The organism is Bradyrhizobium sp. STM 3561, assembly GCF_045571455.1.
In the GTDB taxonomy this organism is placed as follows: domain Bacteria; phylum Pseudomonadota; class Alphaproteobacteria; order Rhizobiales; family Xanthobacteraceae; genus Bradyrhizobium; species Bradyrhizobium vignae.
In genome coordinates this window covers 1891983-1909989 of record NZ_CP120695.1, presented here as the reverse complement: position 1 = coordinate 1909989, position 18007 = coordinate 1891983, and the positions used below count along the sequence as shown (strand labels likewise).

The window sequence follows — 18007 nt, the reverse complement described above, 5'->3', positions numbered from 1 at the left end:
CTCACGGGAGACCTTGATGACCACCATCTTGATCACGGGCGGAGCGCGATCGGGCAAGAGCAAGCGTGCGGAAACGCGCACGCGCGCCTTTCCCGGCCAGCCGGTCTACATCGCGACGGCCGAGGCGCTCGATGGCGAAATGGAGGAACGCATCGCAAGACACCGCGCGCGGCGCGGAAGCGATTGGATCGAGCGCGAGGTGCCGCTTGATCTCGTGCCCGCGCTGCTCGCAACCGATGGCGGCGGCGCACGGCTGGTGGACTGCCTGACACTCTGGCTCTCCAACCTGATGCATGCGGAGCGCGACTGGGAGCACGAGGTGAATGCGCTTGCCGGCGCCCTGCCCCGGCTGAAGAGCCCGGCTGTTCTCGTCACCAACGAGGTCGGCCTCGGCATCGTGCCCGACAACGCACTGGCGCGCAGCTTCCGCGATGCCGCCGGGATCATGAATCAGATCATTGCCGATGTCGCTGACGAGGTCGAATTCGTCGTCGCCGGCCTGCCGATGAAACTGAAATGATGCCGCGCGCCGAACTCTTGCGGGACGTCGTCGCCGATCTTCGAATCGCAGCATCATTCGTGACGATCCTGCCCGTCGCATCGTCGAAGCCCGCCGGTGACGGAGCGATCGCGCGCGCGACCTGGGCGCTACCCGTCGCGGGACTGCTGGTCGGCCTCGCCGGCGCCTTGGTCTACAAGATCTCCATCCGGTTCGGACTGACACCGAACCTTGCCGCCCTGCTCGCGCTGGCGACGACCGCCCTCATCACCGGCGCGCTGCACGAGGACGGGCTTGCCGATACCGCGGACGGACTCGGCGGCGGCCGTACGCGTGAGCGCAAGCTCGAGATCATGCGCGACAGCCGGATCGGGACCTATGGCGTCTGCGCACTGATCCTGTCGTTCGGCTTGCGCTGGGGTGCGCTCGCGACCATCGCCGATCCCCTCGCCGTCGCGTTCGCACTGTGCGCGGCGCAAACTGCTGCCCGCGCCGGCGTGCCGGCCTTCATGTCGCTGGTGCCGCCTGCGAGACCTGACGGCCTATCGGCCAGCGCCGGAGCGCCGCCGGGCGGCAGCATCGCCATTGCCTTCGCGCTTGGAACGCTCGCGCTTGCCCTGGCGTTGGGGCCGGTCAAGGCGCTGGTCGGACTGATCCTGCTATCGCTTGCCGGCCTCATGCTGGCGCGGCTTGCCATCCGCCAGATCGGCGGGCAGACCGGCGACGTCCTCGGCGCGTTCGAGCAGACGGGCGAGATCCTGATCCTGCTCGTGGCCGCCTCCTTCCAGATGGGACGCTGACCTCATGGTCGAGTTCGACGATACCTTCCGCCAGCACTTGCGCGAGCTGTTTGTGTGGCGTCGCGACGTGCGCCGCTTTCGCAGCGATCCATTGCCGGAGGGTGCAATTGAACGCCTGATCGAGACGGCCTGCCTCTCGCCTTCGGTCGGCCTCAGCCAGCCCTGGCGCTTCGTCACTGTCGATGACGCCGCGCGGCGCCGGGCCGTGACCGACGATTTCAAGGCATGCAATGCCGACGCGCTGAATTGTTATTTCGGCGACCGCGCAGCGCGATACGCCACGCTGAAATTGTCAGGCCTCGAACAGGCTCCCGGTCATCTCGCCGTGTTCGCGGACAAGGCCAGCAGCATCGGTCATGGCCTCGGCCGTGCGACCATGCCGGAGACAACAGAATATTCCGTGGTCGCCGCCATCACGGCGATGTGGCTTTCCGCGCGCGCCGACGGTATCGGCATCGGCTGGGTGTCGATCCTGAGCCCGGATCGGATCCACGCCATTCTCGATGTGCCGCACTCCTGGAAATTCATCGCCTATCTCTGCATCGGCTATCCGGAAGCCGAATGCGACCGGCCCGAGCTGGAGCAGGCGAAGTGGGAGCATCGACGAGGCGCCGACGAGTTCACGCTGCGCCGCTAGGCCCAGCGCTCGAACGGCTTCAGATCGACCTGCTCCGCCCCGCGAGCAGCGCTCGCGCGACCAAAGTCGCCGCATAGCGGCTGACCCTACGTCAGTATGTTCACGACATACCCCCGCACAATGGCGACAACCAAGTGCTCTTGCTATCTACGAGCACACAGTGAAGGGCAACGGAACCGGTCCCGCGAGCCGGCAATTGCAAGACAGGTCCGGCGGCGTAGCGCCCGCCGGACTCCTGATCGAGCGGCAGGATGCCGCTCTTGGTGTCGACCGTCACAGTTGGTGCTGAGAGAACGCCATGAGAAACATCGCCGATCTCCTCGTACGGTTTTGGCAGGCGAACCAGCCTGCATCCGATATTCAGGTGGCCGCTGTGGCCGAACACCGAGATCAATCCAGCATGGCTGATTTTGTCCGCATCCTGCAGGCCTACGATCGGGACCAGTGGGGTGACCGCGTCGGTCCGTGACATGGTCGTCACAGCAAATCAGCGCCCAGGCCGGGCTGCGGACTGCATCCAACCAGCTGGTACAGGATCAATCTTGCGCCCCCAATTCTTCTTCAGCAGGTCGCCCGGCCGGCGATGTGCCGTCGGCCGGGCCAACACCCACACGTGCGTCGAAACGGGCGATCTGATCAAGCTGACCAAGGCTTGCTTCGAAGGCGCTCTTCGGTAGTTCACGGCCCAGCCTCCGCGCGTCTGCGCCCGCCGGCTTCGTCCACGTCGCGCCCAAACCGCTCGACGAGGAAATCGATGAACAGCCGCACCTTCACCGATAAATGCCGCGTCGGCGGATATACCGCGTAGAGCGCGAGCGGCGGCGCAGAATAGTCGTTCAGCACAACGCGCAGTTCGCCCTTCCGGAAAGCATCGGCGGCGATGAACTCCGGCAGCAGCGCCAGCCCCCTGCCCTTGATCGCGACGTCGCGCAGCACTTCGGCGTTATTGACGCAGAGCGACCAGGCCGGCTGGATCCAGTGGTCGCCGTCACTGCCGGTAAGCTTCCACTGGTTGCCCGTGAGCAGGAAGCCGTAGGTGAGTGAAGCGTGCTCACGCAGATCCTGCGGATGCTTTGGTGTGCCATGCCGCGCGAGATAATCCGGCGAAGCGCAGATCATGCGCGCCACCGGCATGATTTTGCGCGCGATCAAGCTGGACGATTCCAGCTCCGCGATCCGCAGCGTCACGTCGAATCCATCCTGGACGGGATCGAGCAGATCGTCGCTGAGCACGATCTGAAGCTGAAGCTCGGGATAACGCGCCATGAAATCGGCCAGCACCGGCCCGAGCCGCATGGTGCCGAACGACATCGGCGCATTGACGCGGAGCAGCCCGCGCGGCGCCGACTGGGCCTGCGTCACCGCCTGGTCGGCCGCCTCGATCTCCGAGAGGATCACGACCGCGCGCTCGAAGTAGCGCTGGCCGTTCTCGGTCGGACTCGCGTGCCGCGTGGTCCGGTTCAGGAGCTGGACCCCGAGGCTCTCCTCGAGATCTGCGATGTATTTGCTGATCGCCGAGCGCGACAGCCGCAGCTGCCGACCGGCCTCGGCAAAGCTGCCGCTTTCGACCACCTTCACGAAGGCCCGAAGGCTGCCGAGCTTATCCAAGGGGCGACCCCGCAGATTGTTTCCAAATCGTAGACATAGCCGTCATATTTGCATGGATTGTCTCCAATCCAAAGCGCAACGATATTTCCACGCAGAGCAAGACCGCTTCCCGAATCTGGAGGACGACAATGTCTGGACTGCACCATGTCACCGCGATCGCCGGAGACCCCATCCGCAATTTCGGCTTCTACACCCGGGATCTCGGGCTGCGCTTCGTCAAGAAGACGGTCAATTTCGACGATCCGGGCACCTATCACTTCTATTATGGCGACGAGACCGGCCGCCCCGGCACGATCCTGACCTTCTTCCCCTGGGCCGGCGTTCCGGCCGGGCGCCGCGGCGTCGGCGAGACCCATCAGACCGCCTTCCGCGTGCCGCAACGCTCGCTCGGCTATTGGACGCAGCGCTTTACCGAGAAGGGCATTCGCTACGAGGCGCTGGAGAAGCGCTTCGGCGAGTCCGTGCTGCCGTTCACCGACCCCGATGGCATGGCGCTGGCCCTCGTCGGCATCCCCGGCGCGGAGAACGAGCCCGGCTGGAGCAATGGCGACGTGCCGGCCGAGCACGCGATCCGCGGCTTCCACGGGGTGACTTTGCTGCTCGACAGCGCGGCGAAGACGGCTGCCGTCCTCACCGACGTGTTCGGCTTCAAGGAAATGGGACGAGAAGGCTTGGTGATCCGCTTCAAGGCGCCGGGCGATGCCGAAGGCAGCATCGTCGACATCTACGAGGCCAAGGGTTTCCTGCGGGGACATCAGGGCGGCGGCTCGGTGCACCACATTGCCTTCCGTGCGGCCGACGATGCCGAACAGAGCAAGATGGCCGCGAGGCTCGTGAGCAATCACGGCCTGCACCCGACCGAGCAGCGCGACCGCAACTACTTCCGCTCGATCTACTTCCGCGAGCCCGGCGGCGTGCTGTTCGAGATCGCGACCGACATCCCCGGCTTCGCCGTCGACGAGCCCGTCGCCACGCTCGGACGTGACCTGAAGCTGCCGAGCTTCCTCGAACAACATCGGAAGCAGATCGAAGGGGTCTTGCCGAGCCTGGAAGAGACCGCGTCATGACCGAAACCGCATTCATCCATCGCTTCGAGCCCGCGATCAACGCGGGCTCTCCTCCTCTGCTGCTGCTGCACGGCACCGGCGGCGACGAGAACGACCTGCTCGGGCTCGGCAAGATGATCTCGCCCGGCTCGGCCCTGCTCTCGCCGCGCGGCCGCGTGCTCGAGCACGGCATGCCGCGCTTCTTCCGGCGTCTGGCTGAAGGCGTGTTCGACGAGGCGGACGTGCGGCGACGCGCGATCGAGCTCGGCGAGTTCGTCGCGGAGGCGCGGAAGCAATATGGCATCGCCGCGCCGGTCGCGGTCGGCTTCTCCAACGGCGCCAACATTGCAGCCACGCTGTTGCTGCTGAAGCCCGAGGTGTTGTCCGGCGCGATCCTGCTGCGCGCCATGGTGCCGCTGTCGGATCCGCCGAACGCCGACCTTGCAGGCAAGCCCGTTCTGCTCCTCTCGGGACAGGGCGATCCGATCGTGCCGGCGAGCAACTCGGCACGGCTAGCGGCTCTGCTCTCGCAAGCAGGCGCGATCGTGACGCACGAGGTCCTGCCGGCTGGCCATCAATTGTCACAAGCCGACGTGACTTTGGCCCGCGACTGGATCGGCAAGGTCGACGCCGAGGCCGCATGATCACATGGCGGCGCATCGTTTTCGAACGGTGCGCCGCGATGCAACGCTTCAAATCAGCAAGTCGTGAGGCGCGGGTACAATGCCGTGATGCGGACCATTAGTGCCGTGGTCGGCGGTGTGCTCGACCGGGGCCTGAGGCGCCATTTTGACGATCATCTCGAGGTCTCCTTCCTGACCGAGCGGAACGTGCGGATCATGAACTCGTTTAAGCTCGACTGCCGCGACGGAAGTGGAAGGAGCTGTCTCACCATCGAAGCGGAACACCAGTTCTTGATCCGCGCCGCCGATCTTGGAAGCAGCTTTAGCCGGCTGTGCGGCTTCTGATGCAGCAGATTGCGCAGCCTGCTGCGCGTTTCCGCCTCCAGCGTCACCGCCGGCTGCAACACTCGGTGCAGCAATCTCGCCTGCTTCCGGCGTGTTTGCAGCGGTTGAGTGCCCCGAGCTGCCGTGTGCCGCGGCGGCCGGTTCTGCCGTCGCCACTGCGGCTGACGCGCTCGCAGCATCCGAAGCCGGAGCGTGATGCTCGGCGCCATTGCCCGGTGTGAAACCAGCTTCAGTCAACTCCGTGGCCGCTAGCTTTGCAGACCCTGGCTCCGAACTGTGCTGCGAATTACCGCGGCCCGCGCCGTCGGTCGTTGCGACGCTCGGTTCGGCGGTCTCGGCTGCTTCCGGTGCGTTTGCAGGGCTTGGGTGTGGATCGTGGCCCGAGTTGCCATGTTCGACGCCGCTTGGTTCTGCCGTCTTCGCCGCCCCTCGCGAACCGTCCGAAGCCGAGGAATGATGCCCATTGTCATTACCTGCGCCGCTGCCCGGTGCGGACCTCGCTTCGTCCATCTCTGCGGCTGCCGCCTTCGCAGAGCCTGGCTCGGCGTGGTGCGCGTTACTGTGGCCCGCCTTCTCGGCGGTTGCGACGCTCGGTCCGACGATCTCGGCTGCCTCCGATGCGTTTGCAGCGGGTGAGTGTGAATCGTGCCCCGAATGGCCGTGTGCCACGCCACCTTGCTCTGCCGTCTTCGCCGAACCTCGCGAAGCGTCCGAAGCCGGAGCGTGATGCTCGGCGCCATTGCCGACGCCGTTGCCCTTTTCAGTCAACCCTGTGGCCGCCTGTGCAGACCCCGGCTCCGAAGCGTGCTCGGAGTTACCGCGGCCCTTGGTGTCGGCCATTGCGACACCCGGTTCGACGATCTCGGATGCTGCCGGTGCGCTTGCAGCGGCTGAGCGTGAATCGTGCCCCGAATTGCCGTGTTCCGCGCCACCTGGTTCTGCCTTCTTCGCCGACCCCGGCGTGGCCTTCGAAGCCGAAGCGTGATGCTCGGCTTCATTGCCGTCGCCTTTGCCCGGTTTGGAGTCGGCTTTAGCCGACTCCGTGGCTGCCGGCTTTGCAGACTCTGGCTCCGATGCGTGCTGCGAGTTGCCGCGGTCCGCGTCAGCGGCCGCTGCGACGCTCGGTCCGACCACCTCGTTCGGCACAGGCGACAAAATGCCGGTGTCCGCCTTCTCCGGCTCACTCTTGAACGTGAGATTTCCAGCTGCCGCAGCCATCGCGCTATGAGCAGGCTCGATTGATGAACCGCGGACCGAGACGTGAGAGGCACCATCCCTCTCTTCCGTTGCAGCCGCCGAATCGGCGGTGACGGTCCTGAACTTCGTCGACGCTCCTGAACCGGCCCGCGTCTGCCCGAAGTGAAACCTCAAGCCGTCGTCGGCGAGTGTGTTCCAGACTCCATCCGCCCCGGCTGTGTCCTCGCCGACGATGCCATGGACATTGTCCGCACTCTGGACAGTCTCATCGGTTGCGGCCACCGATATCAGCGCTCCTTCGAGCTCCTCCAAGGTGATCGCGACAGCCGTGCCTTCCAGCTGATGGACGGGATCCGCGTCCGCAATGGACACAATCCCCTGCAGATGGATTTCCAGCAGGCTGCGATCCCCGACATCGAGAACATGATCGGTCGGATTCACATAGACGATCGTTTCATTGCTTGCGGAGTCGTAGATCCAGGCGAGTGTGTGTGGCGGTATGGACTTGCTTGCCGCGGTCATATGCAACCAGGCAAGCGCTCCGAAAGCTGCAAGATTGATCCTGCTCGGCCCGGATGCGAAATCGAACACAACGTCGGACGAGGTGGCACTGGAATCGGTCGAGGAACGGTGAACAACCTTTTCAACGTTGCCGCCCGTCAGTTGATCGCGGCCATCTCTGCCAAGACTGGCATCGTGACCAAGCTCCACCAAGCCGGACGTTTTTTGGAGGTTGTCACCCGCGGCGTCATCGCTCATTTGGCTCCGAGCGCCTTCTCCGGCGACGCCATCGTTTCCAGTGGTCAGGAACGCGGAAGGCAGGTGGGCCTCGTGCGAAGGGAAACCCGCGACCGAGTTGTCGACATGATGAGCGTCAGCATTGTTGATCGCGGCAACTTTCGTGGTGGCATTCTCTCCGCTGACGGCCTGGAAGCTGTCGATCGACCCATGAGCCGCGTCATGCGTCTGCGCGGCGGCGAGATGAGGATCGTGCAGCGCGTAGATCAGCGCGCCGGCGAGAGCGGCGAAGGTGCCATACTCTCCGTGAACCGACGTCGGATTGGACGCAGGCCGCGGGATTTGATGTTCCGGGGTCGGGTCACCTCCAATCTGTATGCCGTTCATTCCCCGCAGCGAGAGCGGAGCAAGATTCGACGCGCTCGATCCAGCAGGACCGTGGTCTTTCCACGCTTTCGCGCCTGCGGATTGTTCGGCCGCGTGCAGCGCCTCCGTTGCCGCCGCCGGGCTCGTGACTCGGCTCAGCTTGGCAGAAAACTCTCGCTGGATGAGCGGAGGCGGCTCGGAGGATTCCCAGACGACGAGGTGGCGGAGAATGGCTTTTTTCCAAGGCTCATATTCGGCGTGCTCTCCCGCGTGGCCGATGCCGTCGTCATTCGGAAGCATATCGTTCGCTTCCGACGCCTTGAGTTCGTCCGCGATGGCGATCGCCAGAAAGGCCAACGCGAGCGTGCCGAAGCCGGAGGGGCGCTGCAGCAACGCGAGGGTCGCGAGTACGGTTCTGTTGGTGATCTCAAGCTTCTGAAATATATTGTAGAGGTGTACTTTGACTGTTCCTGGAGAAACGTCCAGCTGGCGCGCGATCTCCTTGTTCGACATTCCTTCCGACACTAGTCGTACAATTTGACGTTCGCGCTGCGTCAAGAGCTCCAGCATTTTCTCAATTTTGCTGCCCCCGTCAGCGTCGTTGCCGGTTGGCGAGAGCTCGAACTGCTCGGGCGAGACACTGCGCTTCATCATCAGCCGCAGTGATCGCAGCATGCTGTCGGGGGAGGCATACTTCGAAATTGCGCAGCAGGTGCCGGCAGCGATCGCTGCGGTTAGACCGCGGTCGGATTCGGACTCGGTAAAGAACACCAGGCGCGTGGCAAGGTTCTCAGCTTTCGCAATCGCGAGGATCTCGGTTGCCGTCAGATCTGGCAGGGTGTCAGCAAGAAGCGCGATGTCGGGCGCCAAGTTCCGGATTGCCTCGAGACAGCTCGTCCCGTCGCTGGACGATGCGACGACGTCGAAGTCATGCTGTGCCCCGAGCACCGATCTCAGCCCCTGTAGCACGATCGGTTGTCGATCTCCGATCACGAGCCGGATGCGCGCGGATATCCCCTGCTTGGCAGTCACGTCTAACATGGACTCTGCCTCGGCCCGGCATCTATGAGTTTCGGCATATGGCCGGGGCCGGGTGAGGGTATTAAAATACAATTAACTGCTCGGAGAAAGAGGCTTAGCGGGGTTAACCCTACCTAAAGTCGCAAGCTTTGACGGCGTTTAGGTGAGAAAAAAGAAAAAATATGTCATTTGACCCGATGGCCGTTGCGATTGACTGGCTCGATGCCTATCGCGCGGGCGATCTCGAGGCGATCCTGGACATGTATGCCGAAGATGCCGTGGTTCATTGCGGCTGTGGCGGCGCCAAAACCATTACCGGCCGCGAGGCACTTCGTGCCTATTGGGTCGAGCGCCTCCGAGACTATCCGGCAGGCAAGTTGGACGATCTCAATCTCTCCCAGGACAGCATCATTATCTCGTACAGCACCAGTACTGGTGTCATGACTGCGCATTTTGCGTTTGACGCCGCCGGGAGGATCAAGGAGCTGAGCTGCGGTCCCTCACACTAGAGCTGCGGGTCCGGCGCCAATCTGCTTGGCGGACGTCCTTGGCGCAAATCCGAGAGTCTCAAATGGGTCATTCTCGACGGTTTGGTGCGAAGCTCGGCCGCACCCGGTCTACCCCTCATCGCTGACGGTTAGGCAGCGGGCGGTGTTGGCCGCGATGGGCAATAAGCGGACGAGAAAACTTGATTCACTAGCAGCCGTTGAAGAGCTTAGGGGGAAGCCCACCATCCGTCGGGAAATGGCGCAAGCAACATCCAATCGATTTGGTTGTCGTTGTGAGGGGGCCTGAGACCTCCTGCACCTCTGCTTGGTGGCGAGTAGCGACGGAGACGGACCGACGAGGCGCCGAGATCACAACCTCGGAGGGAGCGCGAAGCATGGCGTCTGGAGCGCAATGCAGGCGCACCGCGGGCGGCGCGCTCTGCATCTGCGACTAGACTTCGAAGATCTTCCAGTTCTGAGAGCTGAGAGGCGAGTTCACCAAGTCGTTGCAAATAAAGGATTGCGCGAGAGCTTCGCATAAATGTCCTCCACAGTACAAAAAAGCACTACAGGACGGCTTCAAACCAATCGGGATAAAGTGGTAATCTACCATGGTGAAAAATCGGCTTTCAATACGTCAGGCTCATTGCCTCATATGAGGGCCGAAAGGCCGCTTAGGATCACCCACTCCCCTTGGCACGTCCACGAACGGTATTCTGCTTAGCCTTTGGACTCGTCGCGCAAATGGCATGAAACCGAAATCCGCCCTTGCGAAACACTTTTCCGAGAGCCGTGAAGCAAGCCTGAATCACTAGCGATGAAAAATCACCAACGCAGTTGGAGCTGACTCGATCACGCACCCAGCATCTAAGAGGATGCTGGACCGGGCCCGATCGATGGTACCGGCGAATGTTCAACGTTTCGTCCTGCGGTCAAGTAAGTGCTGGGAGAGGTCGATGGCACACGTTGGCAAGCACGCGATCGTGGTGGGCGCGGGAATGGGTGGTCTGTTGGCCGCTCGCGCTTTGGCGGATCATTTCGACGAAGTGACCGTACTTGAGCGTGATGCGCTTCCGGATTTGCCTGATCCTCGCAAAGGCGTTCCGCAAGGACGGCATACGCACGGATTGCTTGCTCGTGGGCGCGAGATAATTGAGCAGTCGTTTCCCGGCTTTACCGAGGGAATGATTGCTCAGGGAGCAGTACCTGCGGACCTCGTCAACGATGGGCTTTGGTTCAACTACGGCGTCTATCTTCACAACACCCCCAGCAAGATGGTCGGGCTCGGGGTGAGCCGACCGACGCTGGAAGGCTTCGTGAGACGGCGGCTCGTTCAACTATCCAATATTCGGGTGTGGGAGCGACGTGACGTTGTGGAGCCGGTGTTTGATCGACTATCGGGCCGCGTCACTGGCGTTCGCGTCCAATCAAAAAATGGTTCGCATGACCGGGAAACAATAGACGCCGATCTCGTGGTTGATACCAGCGGTCGCGGATCATCGAGCCCCGCATGGCTGAGTGCGTTTGGTTTCGCAAAGCCGCCAGAGGAGCAGATCACTGTCAATCTTGGCTATGTGACCCGCTTCTATCGTCTCAAACCCGAACATATGACGAATTGTTTGCATGGCAGGAAGTTCGTCATCATGGCAGCGTGTTCGCCTGATTTTCGCTTCGGTGCTCTTTTGCCACAGGAGGGCGAACGTTGGACTGTGACATTAGGCGGTTACAGGGACGATCAAGTGCCAGAGGATGATGCTGGTTTCCTTGAGTTTGCGCGCAGCTTGCAACAGCCGGAAATATTCAACGTGATCCAGAATGCAGAACCACTTACTCCGCTTACGTCATACAAGTTTGTTTCGAACTTGCGACGCCATTACGAGAAGCTGCGCCGCTTTCCGGAAGGCTATCTGGTGTATGGCGACGCCTTGTGCAGCTTCGATCCAGCCTATGGTCAAGGAATGACGGTAGCCTGTCTGGAATCGCTGGCCTTGCGCGAGTGTTTGGCAAACGGAACGCAAGGAATTGCTCGCCGCTTCTTCCAGATGGCTAGTCGGTTCATTGAAGCTCCCTGGCAAATCGTCGTGGGCAGTGATTTGCAAAACCCGCGCGTCGAGGGCAAGCGGACGGCGCAGGTGCGCTTTGTCAACTGGTACATAGCGAAGTTTTACCGAGCGGCGCAACGTGATGCCGCGCTGGCGACCAAGTTCTTGGAAGTGGCCAACCTTATGCAACAGCCAACGGCGTTGCTAAGCCCAGCCAATGCGCTGAAAGTGTGGAATGGGGGACATACAGCACAGCGACCCTGGTCGGGGGCGCCAAGCCGCTTAGCACGGTAGCGACCGGCCCCCCAATCAAACACCTTATTCAGTCGCGTCCGGCACGGCTGATCAGCCCGACGGTCGACTCCGGGGTGACGAGGCCGTTCAAGCTCGCGGAGTGCAGCAGCGAGCCTGAAGTCTCGGTGCCGATCGAAGCCGCGCACAGACCGGCCGCCACCGCGACCGCCGAGCTCGATCCCCCCGGAGACACCACCGGAATGCCGTGATCGTCCATCAGCGCGCGGCGCATAGGGGTTCTTCACCTGACCGCCCAGGGACGAATAGCCGGCGGGCATGTCGATCGCGAGCATGTCGGCGAACTCCATCAGGATTGAGCGCGCGTACCGCGTTGAGCTTGGGCTCGTCGCGGTCGTAGGCCTCAATGCACGCGAGATAGGCTTTGACCAGCGCCGTGGCCGTGACATGCCCAGTGGCCAGAGCATGAGCGGTATCGCATCGACGCCTGATCGAGCCTTGGGGAGATCGGCGCCTCGGCGCTGACGGCCACCGCGACAGTGCCGGCATCGCGGCGGGATGGCTTCTGCACGGCTGCCTCGCCTGACGGCGCGTCGCTCACCATGAGACCCGACGATGCCATCATGCCAGTGTTTTGCCCGACGGGTCAACGTCAGGGCGCATCGCGTCGACCATCAATCACGCAACGCGCAAGCCATTGAAATGACTACACCCGGCTACTGTGCATGGGGTTGTTTTTCAGATTTTTGTTTGGAGCTGCCCTCTCCAACGAGCGGAGAGGGCACAGCAACGGACGCCGCCCTACTCCCAATACCACGTCGAGAAATCGTTCTCGAATTGCGGGACGTCCTTCCAGACGCCCTTCAGCTTCTTGCTGGTGATGGTGATGAGCTGCGGCTGGTACAGATAGGCGGAGACGGCGTCGGTCGCGAGCATGCGTTGGGCGTCGCCGAGCAGCTTTGCGCGGGCAGCCTCGTCCGGCGTCGAGACGATCTGCTTGTAGAGCGCGTTGAACTTGTCGTTGTTGTAACCGAGATAGTAGTCCGGCTCGGTGATCTTGACGAGGTCGAATGGCTCGACATGGCTGACGATGGTGAGGTCGAAATTATGCGGACCGTTCGGCGCGAACACCTGCGACAGCCACTGCGCCCATTCGACGTTCTCGATTTTGGCGACGATGCCGACCTTGGCGAGCTGGGCGGCAGCGATCTCGCCGCCCTGCCTCGCATAGGACGGCGGCGGCAGCTTCAGCGACAATTCGAGCGGCGTGGTGACGCCGGCTTCAGTGAGCAGCTTCTTGGCCTTCTCGGGGTCGTACGGATTGATGCCTGTCGTGTCGACGTAGCCGAGCGCGCCCGGCACGTAGAAGCTGCCGATCGGCGTCCCGAAGCCGTCGACGGCGCCGTCGATCATCGCCTTGCGGTCGATCGCGGCAAGGATGGCGCGGCGGACGCGGACGTCGTCCAGCGGCTTCTTGCGGTGGTTGATGGCGAGGATGGTCTTGGCCCTGGAGCCGCCGACCAGCACTGTGAAGCGCGGATCGGCCTTGAACTGTGCCAAGGCGCGCGCCGCGGCGACGCGCGGGAAGGCGTCCACGTCACCCGACAGCAGCGCCGCCACCTGCGCCGCCGGATCGGAGATGAAGCGGATCGTCACCTTGGACAACTTGACCGCGGCGGCGTTGCGGTAGTCGGCCCATTTGGTCAGAGTGATCGAAGAACCCTTCGCCCAGGCGCCAAGCTGATAAGGCCCGGTGCCAACCGGCTGCGTCACAATGGTGGCTGCGCTCTTCGGCTCGACGATCGAGCCGCTCGCCTGCCCCAGCAGGAACGGCAGATTCGGCTCGGAATATTTCACCGTGATCACGATCGTGTCGGCATCCGGTGCGTCGACCTTCTCGAAAGCCTGGAACAGGCTTTTGTCCTTGTTCGTGCTGTTCGGCGCGGCGTTGCGCTCGAACGAGAATTTCACGGCCGCAGAATCGAAGGGTTCGCCGTTCTGGAATTTGACGCCCTTGCGCAGCTTGAACGTATAGGTCTTCAAATCCGGCGAAGCGGTCCAGCTCTCGGCGAGCAGCGGCGAGACCGAGCCGTCCTCGTTGATCTTGGTCAGGGTCTCATAGATGTTGTAGAGCGTGACCTCGGCAATCGCGGCGGCGGCGGCATTGGTGGGATCGAGGCCCGGCGGCTCCAGCGCCATCGCCATGACGACGCTGTCCTTCTTGCTCTGCGCCAGCGCCGGCAAAGGCGCCATGACGAGCGCAGCAGCAAATGCGACGATCGATAGTTTCCTGAACATGCGCAACTCCCCAGCCTGTTCCGTTCTCAAGCCTACGCTAATCCTGCTCCGGACATTAACCTTCCACGGCCGCCTGCGGCAACGCCATCACGGTCTCGGCCTTGTGGCAGGCGGCAAGGTGCCCCTCGCCCATCTTGCGTAACGCAGGCGGAACCTCGCGGCAATGCTGGTCGGCAAGGGTGCAGCGCGATGCATAGGGGCATCCGGCCGCTGCCGCCGATTGCGAGGCGATCGCCTGGGCCCCGCGCCGGCGCCGGCTACCCCCGGCACGCGCCCGCGGCACCGCATCCAAGAGCGCCCGCGTATAGGGATGGGCGCAGCACTCGAACAGATCTTCGGGGCGCCCCTGCTCGACGATGCGGCCGAGATACATCACCGCGACTTCGTCGCAGAGATAGTCGACGACGGCGAGATCGTGGCTGATCAGGATGTAGCTGAGGCCGAACTGCTCCTGGAGGTCCTGCATCAGGTTGAGCACCTGGGCCTGCACGGAGACGTCGAGCGCGGAGACCGGCTCGTCGGCGACGATCAGCTTCGGCTGCGTGATCAGCGCACGCGCAATGGCGATGCGCTGGCGCTGGCCGCCCGAGAATTCGTGCGGATATTTGTCAATGTCGGCGTCACGCAAGCCGACCTGGCGCAGCACAGCCGCGACACGGTCGCGGAAGGTGGTGCGGTCGGCGCCTTCCAGCACGGTCAGCGGCTCGGAAACGATCCGCGCGATGGTCTGACGCGGATCAAGCGAGCCGTAAGGGTCCTGGAACACCATCTGGAAATCACGGCGGGCGCGGCGCAGTTCGTCAGCCGGGATACGATTGAGATCACGGCCGAGCAGCGCGACCTGGCCCGACGTCGGCCGCTCCAGCGCCATCACAAGGCGCGCGAAGGTGGACTTGCCGGAGCCGGATTCGCCGACGATGCCGAGGCTCTTGCCGGCCTGGACCTGCACGCTGACGCCGTTGAGCGCGCGCACCTGCCCTGGCGGGCGAAACAGGCTTTCCCGCGGCAGCGTGTAGCGCTGCTCGAGATCCCTGACATCGAGAAGCGGCGCGGTGCTCATGCGGTCAGCGCTCCGACAGGCTCAGCCATCGAGACGTCCGTCCGGATGCAGCGCACCAGATGGCCGGGGCCGACATCCACCATCGGCGGCAGTGCGGCGCGACATTGGTCAATCACGAGCGGACAGCGATCGGAAAAGGTGCAGCCGGACGGCAGATCGGCGAGCTCCGGCACCGTGCCCGAGATCGTCTTCAGCCGCGTGCCCTTGCGCGCGCCGAGCTTCGGCCGAGCGCGGAACAGGCCCTGCGTGTAGGGATGTCCCATGCGGCGGAACACCTCGTCGGTCGGCCCGCTCTCGACGACGATGCCGCCATACATCACCATCATGCGCTGCACGTTCTCGGCGATGACGCCGAGATCGTGCGAGATGAGGATCATCGACATGCCGCGCTCCTCGACAAGATCGGCGACGAGGTCGAGGATCTGGCCCTGGATGGTGACGTCGAGCGCCGTAGTCGGCTCATCCGCGATTAGGAGGTCCGGTTCGCAGGCCAGCGCCATCGCGATGGTGATGCGCTGGCGCTGGCCGCCCGAGAACTGGTGCGGATAGGCGTCGACGCGCCGCGCGGGGTCGGGCAGCCCGACGCGGTCGAGCAAGGCGATGGTCTCGCGCCGCGCCTGCGCCGCCGAGTATTTCTTATGCCGCCGCAGCGGCTCGGCGACCTGGTTGCCGATCGTGTGCATTGGATTGAGCGCGGTCATCGGCTCCTGGAAGATCATGCTGATGCGGTTGCCGCGCAGGCGGCAATAATCGGCATCCGAGAGTCCGACGAGCTCGTCGCCGTCCAGCTTGATGCTGCCGGTGACGGCCGCGCTGTCCGGCAGCAGCCCCATCAACGACAATGCCGTGACCGACTTGCCGCAGCCGGACTCGCCGACGAGCCCGAGGGTCTCACCACGCTCGAGAGCGAAGCTGACGCCGCGCACAGCCCGTGCCGGCCCGCGGCTGGTGTTGAGGCGGACGCCGAGATTTTCGACTTCGATCAGCGGCACGTTGGAGCGCTCGCCCATCGTCATCGCTCCCGCGCCAGTCGGGGATCGAGCAGGTCGCGCAATCCGTCACCGAGGAGATTGAGACCGAGCACAGCGATGGCGATTGCAGCGCCCGGATAGACCGCGAGCATCGGCGACTGGAACAGCAGCGTCTGTGCATCGTTCAACATCCGCCCCCAGGACGGCTGCGGCGGCTGCGTGCCGAGACCGAGATAGGACAGCGCGGCCTCGGCGAGAATGGCCAGCGCGAACTGGATCGTGACCTGCACGATCAGGATCGTCAGGATGTTCGGCAGCACGTGCTCGATGGTGATGCGGAAGCGCCCCTTGCCCGCCGCGCGCGCGGCCAGCACGAATTCGCGCGCCCAGATCGCATTGGCGGAGCCGCGCGTCAGCCGTGTCAGCGTCGGGATCTGGAAGATGCCGATCGCAACGATCGAGGTCACCATACCGGGGCCGACGACCGCGGCGAGCATGATCGCGGACAGCACGGCGGGAAAGGCGAAGGTGAAGTCGGAAAAGCGCATGATGATCTCTTCGATCCAGCCCCGCTGGGCCGAGCCGATCAGGCCCAGCGTGACGCCGAAGGTGAGACCGATGCTGACGGCGATGACGCCGACCATGATGGTGGAGCGGGCCCCCGCCAGCAGCAGCGAGACGATGTCGCGGCCGAAGGAATCGGTGCCGAGCCAGTGCGCCGCCGAGGGCGGCTTGAGCTTTGCGGCGATATCGATCTCGTAAGGGGACCAGGGTGTCCAGACCAGGGAAAGCAGCGCAGAACCGATCACGGCAAGCACCAAGACGCCACCGAGCACGAAGCTGCGATGCCGCAGCGCCCTCCGCCAAAAGCCCGTCGCGGGGCGCGCCGGCGGGGCGGCCGTCGGCAATCCAACTGCGGTGGCGAGCGGATCACTCACAGGTCGTGGACCTTGATGCGGGGATCGATGAAGGCGTAGAGCACATCGACCACGAAGTTGACGATGACGACCATGGCCGCGAGCAGCATCACGCAGTTGCGCACCACGATGAGGTCGCGGTTGGCGATCGACTGGAAGATCAGCCGGCCGAGGCCCGGCAGGTAGAACACGTTCTCGATCACGATGGTGCCGGCGAGCAGATTGGCGAATTGCAGGCCCATCACCGTCATCACGGGGATCATGGCGTTGCGCAGCACGTGGCTCCACAGCACCTCGCGCTTGCCGAGTCCCTTCGCGCGGGCGGTGCGCACGAAGTCCTCGCGCAGCACTTCGAGGACGGCCGATCGCGTGACGCGCGCGAGGATCGCGGCCTGCACCACGGCAAGCGAGACCGCCGGCAGCAGCAGTGACTTGATTCCCGGCCACATGCCGTCCTCCCAGCCGGCAAAGCCGCCCGCCGAGAGCCACTGCAGCCGCACCGCGAACAAGAGCACCAGCAGGATCGCGAACCAGAAGTTTGGCAGCGCGATGCCGACCTGGCTCAGCGACATCACGCCGATATCGCCGAGTTTGTTGTGGTTGGCCGCGGTGTAGATGCCGGCGGAGAGCGCCAGCGTCACGGTGATCGCCATCGCCAGGATCGCGAGCGGAATGGTCAGCACCAGCCGTTCGGCGATCAGGCTGGCGACTGGGGTGCCGTAGACATAGGAGTTCCCGAGATCGCCGACGACGAGGCCCTTGATCCATTGCAGGTAGCGAACGGCCAACGGCTGATCGAGCCCGAGCTTGACGGTGAGCGCGCGAACCGCGTCGGGCGAGGCGTCGGCGCCCATCAGCATCTGCGCGGCATTGCCGGGAAGCGCGTCGAGCACCAGGAAGATGATCAGCGACGCGCCGACCAGCGTCGCCAGCAAGGTCAACAGACGTCGGAGGACAAAGACGCTCATGCGTGCTCGGCTGCAGGGCTCACTCGCGGCACGATCAACATGTCTGGGCGCCGGACGCAAGCTCTTTGCGAGCGCACCGATGCTCTATCACCGTCACCCTGAGGTGCTCGTCCTGCAACGCAGAACGAGCCT

General features: G+C 63.7%; 16 protein-coding genes. 7 read left to right on the top strand and 9 right to left on the bottom strand.

What is annotated here, in order from left to right; translation table 11 throughout:
* Positions 1-16 precede the first annotated feature (16 nt).
* From cobU to bluB, 3 genes are read left to right on the top strand one after another with little or no spacing between them, the layout of a single operon-like run.
* Positions 17-520 (top strand): bifunctional adenosylcobinamide kinase/adenosylcobinamide-phosphate guanylyltransferase, encoded by a 504-nt coding sequence (gene cobU / locus P6U28_RS08620; protein WP_122404001.1) that lies wholly within the window; start codon positions 17-19, stop codon positions 518-520.
* Positions 517-1299: an adenosylcobinamide-GDP ribazoletransferase gene (gene cobS / locus P6U28_RS08615; protein WP_407122059.1), complete on the top strand. Its 783-nt coding sequence runs from the start codon at positions 517-519 to the stop codon at positions 1297-1299. Before cobU ends, cobS begins: the two co-directional genes overlap by 4 nt.
* Positions 1300-1303: 4 nt before the next feature.
* A complete protein-coding gene (bluB, locus tag P6U28_RS08610) occupies positions 1304-1936 on the top strand; it encodes a 5,6-dimethylbenzimidazole synthase (RefSeq protein WP_129144295.1) in 633 nt (210 codons plus the stop codon).
* Between the two features lie 100 nt (positions 1937-2036).
* Here bluB and P6U28_RS08605 read toward each other — a convergent pair whose 3' ends face one another.
* Together P6U28_RS08605 and P6U28_RS08600 are read right to left on the bottom strand one after the other, a co-directional pair.
* A complete protein-coding gene (locus P6U28_RS08605; RefSeq protein ID WP_160118839.1) occupies positions 2037-2408 on the bottom strand; it encodes a hypothetical protein in 372 nt (123 codons plus the stop codon).
* A 206-nt stretch (positions 2409-2614) separates the two neighbouring features.
* Positions 2615-3544 (bottom strand): LysR family transcriptional regulator, encoded by a 930-nt coding sequence (locus P6U28_RS08600; protein WP_162500347.1) that lies wholly within the window; start codon positions 3542-3544, stop codon positions 2615-2617.
* Positions 3545-3672: 128 nt separating this feature from the next.
* Between P6U28_RS08600 and P6U28_RS08595 the strand changes: the two genes are divergently transcribed.
* Together P6U28_RS08595 and P6U28_RS08590 are read left to right on the top strand one after the other, a co-directional pair.
* Entirely contained in the window at positions 3673-4611 is a 939-nt protein-coding gene (locus tag P6U28_RS08595) for a ring-cleaving dioxygenase (protein ID WP_122404004.1), read from the top strand.
* Positions 4608-5234: an alpha/beta hydrolase gene (locus P6U28_RS08590; protein WP_407122057.1), complete on the top strand. Its 627-nt coding sequence runs from the start codon at positions 4608-4610 to the stop codon at positions 5232-5234. The genes P6U28_RS08595 and P6U28_RS08590 overlap by 4 nt, the downstream gene beginning before the upstream one ends.
* A 48-nt stretch (positions 5235-5282) precedes the next feature.
* Here P6U28_RS08590 and P6U28_RS08585 read toward each other — a convergent pair whose 3' ends face one another.
* Positions 5283-8900: a LuxR C-terminal-related transcriptional regulator gene (locus tag P6U28_RS08585; RefSeq protein WP_407122056.1), complete on the bottom strand. Its 3618-nt coding sequence runs from the start codon at positions 8898-8900 to the stop codon at positions 5283-5285.
* Between the two features lie 161 nt (positions 8901-9061).
* On the opposite strand from P6U28_RS08585, the gene P6U28_RS08580 reads away from it, so the two are divergent.
* The gene (locus P6U28_RS08580) at positions 9062-9388 is read left to right on the top strand and encodes a nuclear transport factor 2 family protein (protein WP_122404007.1); all 327 of its coding nucleotides are present in this window, start codon (positions 9062-9064) and stop codon (positions 9386-9388) included.
* A 935-nt stretch (positions 9389-10323) separates the two neighbouring features.
* Positions 10324-11703, top strand: coding sequence for an FAD-dependent oxidoreductase (locus P6U28_RS08575; RefSeq protein WP_407122055.1), 1380 nt, complete (start codon positions 10324-10326; stop codon positions 11701-11703).
* A 28-nt stretch (positions 11704-11731) separates the two neighbouring features.
* Here P6U28_RS08575 and P6U28_RS08570 read toward each other — a convergent pair whose 3' ends face one another.
* The 6 genes from P6U28_RS08570 to P6U28_RS08545 form a co-directional block, all read right to left on the bottom strand.
* Entirely contained in the window at positions 11732-11935 is a 204-nt protein-coding gene (locus P6U28_RS08570; protein ID WP_244607683.1) for an amidase family protein, read from the bottom strand.
* 527 nt (positions 11936-12462) lie between these two features.
* On the bottom strand, positions 12463-13959 hold the full coding sequence (locus P6U28_RS08565; RefSeq protein ID WP_407122054.1) for an ABC transporter substrate-binding protein: 1497 nt from the start codon (positions 13957-13959) through the stop codon (positions 12463-12465).
* Positions 13960-14014: 55 nt separating this feature from the next.
* Positions 14015-15019, bottom strand: coding sequence for an ABC transporter ATP-binding protein (locus tag P6U28_RS08560; protein ID WP_122404010.1), 1005 nt, complete (start codon positions 15017-15019; stop codon positions 14015-14017).
* Positions 15016-16029 carry an ABC transporter ATP-binding protein gene (locus P6U28_RS08555; RefSeq protein ID WP_407122052.1) on the bottom strand — a complete coding sequence of 338 codons (1014 nt, stop codon included), beginning with the start codon at positions 16027-16029 and terminating at the stop codon, positions 15016-15018. The genes P6U28_RS08560 and P6U28_RS08555 overlap by 4 nt, the downstream gene beginning before the upstream one ends.
* A 2-nt stretch (positions 16030-16031) precedes the next feature.
* Positions 16032-16928 (bottom strand): ABC transporter permease, encoded by an 897-nt coding sequence (locus tag P6U28_RS08550; RefSeq protein ID WP_376707318.1) that lies wholly within the window; start codon positions 16926-16928, stop codon positions 16032-16034.
* On the bottom strand, positions 16925-17875 hold the full coding sequence (locus tag P6U28_RS08545) for an ABC transporter permease (protein ID WP_122404013.1): 951 nt from the start codon (positions 17873-17875) through the stop codon (positions 16925-16927). Before P6U28_RS08545 ends, P6U28_RS08550 begins: the two co-directional genes overlap by 4 nt.
* Between the last annotated feature and the right edge of the window lie 132 nt (positions 17876-18007).